The organism is Lentilactobacillus sp., from assembly GCF_040773105.1.
GTDB lineage: Bacteria > Bacillota > Bacilli > Lactobacillales > Lactobacillaceae > Lentilactobacillus > Lentilactobacillus parabuchneri.
In genome coordinates this window covers 1-4562 of record NZ_JAXGWW010000165.1, presented here as the reverse complement: position 1 = coordinate 4562, position 4562 = coordinate 1, and the positions used below count along the sequence as shown (strand labels likewise).

Here is a 4562-nt window from a genome sequence, read left to right as displayed (position 1 = left end):
TGGACGCCGTCAGTAATCTGCTTGACCTTACTTTTTAAGCCAAGCTTTTTGGCCTGCTGACTTTCAGCGATGTGATTCCAAATATCATAGTCTGAGCCCTGCGACCCAACCGTAATCGTTGCACTCTTAGCGTTTGATGCGTTTCCCGTTAAGCTGTGGATCCCAAAAATAATGCCGACAAGTACAACGATTCCAATTAACGTATAAATAATTCCCTTGCTATTTTTCATTGTCGATCTCCCTTAATTAAGTATTTGATTAAACGCTTATAAATGAACTGTTTTTCGTGCCAACCAGTCGCCCACAAATTGGACTAAAAAGACCATGATCAAAATGACCAGCATGGCGGCAATCGTGACGTCGTTTTGGTAGCGGGCGTACCCGATACTAATGGCGACATCTCCAAGGCCACCGGAACCAATTGCGCCAGCCATCGTCGTTAAGCCGATGAGACTAATGACCGTTACAATCGATGCCCGGATCAAATCCGGCAGGCCTTCTCGCAGATAAATTCGAAAAATAATTTCAAAATTTCCAGATCCCATTGACCTGGCGGCTTCAATCACTTGCGGGTCAATTTCCAGCAACGCGTTTTGAACTTGACGAGCATAAAACGGAAAGATACCAACCACTAACGGTACTAACGCGGCGGTTGTTCCAACTGTCGTGTGGACAATAAAGTTGGTGACTGGAAACATCACCGCCAACAGGATAATGAATGGAATCGACCGCAGTAGGTTAACGACCTTATCCGTCAGCCCGTAAACATACGAGTCTTCAGCAATTCCGCCGGGTTGGGTAATTACTAACACAATCCCCACCGTCAGTCCGAGGATTCCGGCAATCAAAGCCGACCAGACCGTCATATAAATGGTGTCCCAAATTGACTGCACGAATTGCGGCCGGATATGCGCCACATTAGGAAATATTTGTTTTAACATCTGCTTGATCCCCCTTCTTCTCAGTTGCCAAAAGTTTCACGTCAACCCCGTGTTGGCTCAAGAAATTAATCCCGTCGGCCAGCTGTTTGGACTGACCCGACAAGACAATAATCAAATAGCCAATTGAGGTATCACTAATTCGTTCGATATTGGCAAATAAAATATTGGCTTTTAATTTATATAACTCGGTCAGGTCAGATATTAACGACTGCTTGGTTGCCTGCCCGCGGAACTTGAGGAATAACAACCGTTCGTTGGGTGACAGACTTTGCAGGCCCTGATCGGCTTTAATCTGAGCCAACGCTTCAGTCACGTTCGCCGAAGAATCGACAAAGTTTTGAGTCAGCGCCTGCTGTGGATTTGCGAACACCTTGGCAACGTCACCACGTTCAATAATCTTGCCCTCATCCATGACCGCCACGTGCTGACAAATCGATTTGATGACCTGCATCTCATGGGTGATCAGCACCACCGTCAGTCCCAGGCGTTGGTTCAATCGTTTCAACAACTTCAAAATATCATCGGTTGTCTTTGGGTCCAGCGCACTGGTGGCTTCATCACTGACCAAAATGTCAGGATCGTTGGCTAACGACCGGGCAATGGCAACCCGTTGCTTTTGGCCGCCGGATAATTGTTCCGGATAGGACTGTTCAAATTCACTTAAACCAACCAGGTCCAAGAGCTCCTTTGCCTTCGCCCGCCGATCTGCCTTACTAATCGATTGGCTTAGCAGTGGATATTCCACGTTGCCCAACACCGTCCTGGAATTCAGTAAGTTAAAATGCTGGAAAATCATGCCAATCTTTTTGCGGGCTTGGCGTAATTTGGCGTTGGATAATTCTAAGAGCGGCTTGCCGCCAACGATAACCTTTCCTTCGGTTGGCCGTTGCAGGAGATTAATCGTTCGCACCAGCGTACTCTTGCCGGCGCCCGAATACCCGATAATCCCATAAATATCACCCTTGTTAATTTGTAAGTTCACCTTGTCGACCGCGTGCAGCGACTTTCCGCCTGACTGGAAGGTCACGCTGACTTTTTGAAGGTCAACAATTGGTTCTTTTAACACTGCCATAGTCATCCTCCTCATTTTTCATAAAAAAAGCGCTCCTGTATCAAATACAGAAGCGCTAAATCGCGGTACCATTCTGAGTTCACTTCATTAGTTGCCTAAAAAAGTCTCACCAACCATCTCAATTTGAAATGGTGTGTCTAATAACGAAGACGAATCCGTCTGCCATTTTCAATCTGATCACAGCAGCCAATCACCGGCCATTTTCACTTTCAATCAACGATCGACTTCCACCACACGTCGACTCTCTTTGCGCTGTTTAAAAGTTACTTTCCGATTCATTTTGTTTAAAAATTCTATTCGATGTTCCAAACACTTTTTGCGGTCTTAATCACTAATGCCAGCTTGTTCCACTGATCTTCTTCGGTTAAGTGGTTGCCTTCTTCAGTTGAGGCAAATCCACATTGTGGTGAAATGCAGAGATTGTCCAGCGGTACATATTGGGCGGCGTCTCGGATTCTGGCTTTCAGGAAATCTTCCTGTTCCAATTCCGGCTTCTTCGTCGTCACAATCCCAATCACAATCCGTTGGTTTCGGCCATTATCAGCAATCTTCTTAAGTGGTTCAAAGCCACCTGAACGCTCGTCATCATATTCCAAGAAATAGCCATCAATGTGGAGTTGTGCCAAATAGTCGGCCACTGGATCGTAGGCTCCGGCACCTGCCCATGTTGAATCGTAGTTGCCCTTGCAGACGTGCATCGTGATCGTGAGGTCGGCAGGCTTGCTGTCAACGATGGCATTAATTGCCTTAACAGCGGCTTTTGCTAATGGCTCAAGTTCAGGCTTCAGGGTCTTATCCGAGAAGCTGGCCCACATGCCCCATGATGTGTCATCCAGTTGGAGATAGCGACAACCAAGGTCGTAGAAGTGCTGAACGGTTTGCTTGTATGCCTGAATCTCATCATTCAAAAATGTCTCAAAATCGCCATCATAGTATTCGTCAACCACACCAGCGTCTTTATTTGGGAAGAAAACGGATGGGCTGGGGATCGTCTGCTTGGCGGCCACACCCTCTGGCACGATGCTGTTGAGGTACTTAAAGCCGTCAAAGAATGGATGGTTGGGATTATATTCGAGCTTGCCGGTGAACTTAATGCCGCCCTTGCGTGTCTCCTCGCCATGGAAAATATAACCGTGTTCTGGTTCAAAGAATTCCGCGCCATTTAGTCCATCAAAGAAATCCAAGTGCCACCAACTGCGTCGAAATTCACCGTCGGTCACGGCCTTCAAGCCAAGTTCAACCTGTTTATCCACAATCCGACTAATCTCTTCGTTCTCAATGGTTCTTAAATCAGCCTCACTAATTTTTCGATCGTGATAATCCGCTCTTGCCTGCTTCAATCTCGCTGGTCTTAATAAGCTGCCAACTTCATCGTACCGATATGGAAATTTTAATTTTGCTGCGACTGTCATTTTGTCCACTCCTTTAGTTTTGTTGCATAAAAAAAGTCCTCATACAGAATAATCTGTACAAGGACGATAGTTGTCGTGTTACCACCTTAATTTTCACACAGCTCACACTGTGTGACTCACTAGGTACTCAAACAAACTGTTCGAATACCGTAACGCGATAAGGTGCGTTCGCCATGCCGTCTGACTTGTGCTCGACAGCATTTGCTCGAAGACCATATTCACCAACTTGCCACAATTCACTTCCACCAAACGTGAACTCTCTAAATGCGGCGCCTCGGCTACTCATCTTTTCACTGCTTTTTGTTTATGGATTTAACTTAAGAGTTTAAGCTAAATTATGAGAATGTCAAGTGGAAGTTTTAATTGTATGCTCATTTGGACGTTAAAAAACTGGTCTTAACAGCCAGTGATTATTTAATTTTAAGCCTGTTTCGTTGGCCAAACAGTAAATTCACTCACATTGACGTCCTCTGGTTTATCAATCGCAAAATTCACGACTCGAGCAACAGCATCTGGTGAAATACCAACTTTTTCATACAAGCTGTCCGCACCGGCAAGAGTGGCCTTATCTGTAATACTTTGAAGCAACTCGGTGTTAATGGCCCCAGGGTACAGGGTTGATGTTCTGATGTTGGTCCCTTCTTCAGCACTTTCCATCCGAATGACTTCCATCACATTTCGCACCGCATACTTTGTGGCACCATAAACGCCGGCTCCGGTAAAGTTCTTAATTCCAGCCACAGATGACGTCGTAATAATTTGGCCATGCTTCTGCGCAACGAAGTCCGGCATGACGGCAGCAATGCCATTCAAGACACCCTTTAAGTTAACGTCAATCATTAAATTCCAATCATCAGTTTTCAGGGCACTCATTGGCGAATTTGGCATCACACCCGCATTATTAAAAATAACGTCAATCTGACCGAATTTACTCTTGGCCATGGAAACTAACGCTTTGAGATCATCAGGATTGCGCACGTCTGTGACGCGATATGCGGCCTGACCACCCTTTTCAATAATCGCATCAGAAATCTGTTTTAATCTTTCTTCGCGACGGGCACCTAAAACGACCTTTGCCCCATTTTGAGCCAATAAGGTCGCACTCGCCTCACCAATTCCTGAAGATGCTCCGGTAAT

General features: G+C 45.8%; 4 protein-coding genes, 1 pseudogene and 2 other annotated features. All 5 genes and pseudogenes read right to left on the bottom strand.

What is annotated here, in order from left to right:
- Window positions 1-230: pseudogene (locus AB3112_RS08475) on the bottom strand (metal ABC transporter substrate-binding protein); the annotation flags it as partial.
- A gap of 36 nt (window positions 231-266) precedes the next feature.
- Window positions 267-941 (bottom strand): methionine ABC transporter permease, encoded by a 675-nt coding sequence (locus AB3112_RS08470; RefSeq protein WP_367334287.1) that lies wholly within the window; start codon window positions 939-941, stop codon window positions 267-269.
- A complete protein-coding gene (locus AB3112_RS08465) occupies window positions 919-2013 on the bottom strand; it encodes a methionine ABC transporter ATP-binding protein (protein ID WP_084974441.1) in 1095 nt (364 codons plus the stop codon). Before AB3112_RS08465 ends, AB3112_RS08470 begins: the two co-directional genes overlap by 23 nt.
- A gap of 45 nt (window positions 2014-2058) precedes the next feature.
- Window positions 2059-2301: a binding site (T-box leader), on the bottom strand.
- Window positions 2302-2306: 5 nt separating this feature from the next.
- Window positions 2307-3425, bottom strand: a complete 1119-nt coding sequence (locus AB3112_RS08460) for a 5-methyltetrahydropteroyltriglutamate--homocysteine S-methyltransferase (protein ID WP_367334286.1) — start codon at window positions 3423-3425, stop codon at window positions 2307-2309.
- Window positions 3426-3481: 56 nt separating this feature from the next.
- Window positions 3482-3728, bottom strand: a binding site (T-box leader).
- 117 nt (window positions 3729-3845) lie between these two features.
- Window positions 3846-4562: SDR family oxidoreductase (locus AB3112_RS08455; RefSeq protein ID WP_367334285.1), on the bottom strand; the 717-nt coding region annotated here is incomplete at its 5' end.

Coding starts and splice junctions, on each gene's coding strand:
- AB3112_RS08470 (WP_367334287.1), bottom strand. CDS start 941: ATGTTAAAACAAATATTTCCTAATGTGGCGCATATCCGGCCGCAATTC.
- AB3112_RS08465 (WP_084974441.1), bottom strand. CDS start 2,013: ATGGCAGTGTTAAAAGAACCAATTGTTGACCTTCAAAAAGTCAGCGTG.
- AB3112_RS08460 (WP_367334286.1), bottom strand. CDS start 3,425: ATGACAGTCGCAGCAAAATTAAAATTTCCATATCGGTACGATGAAGTT.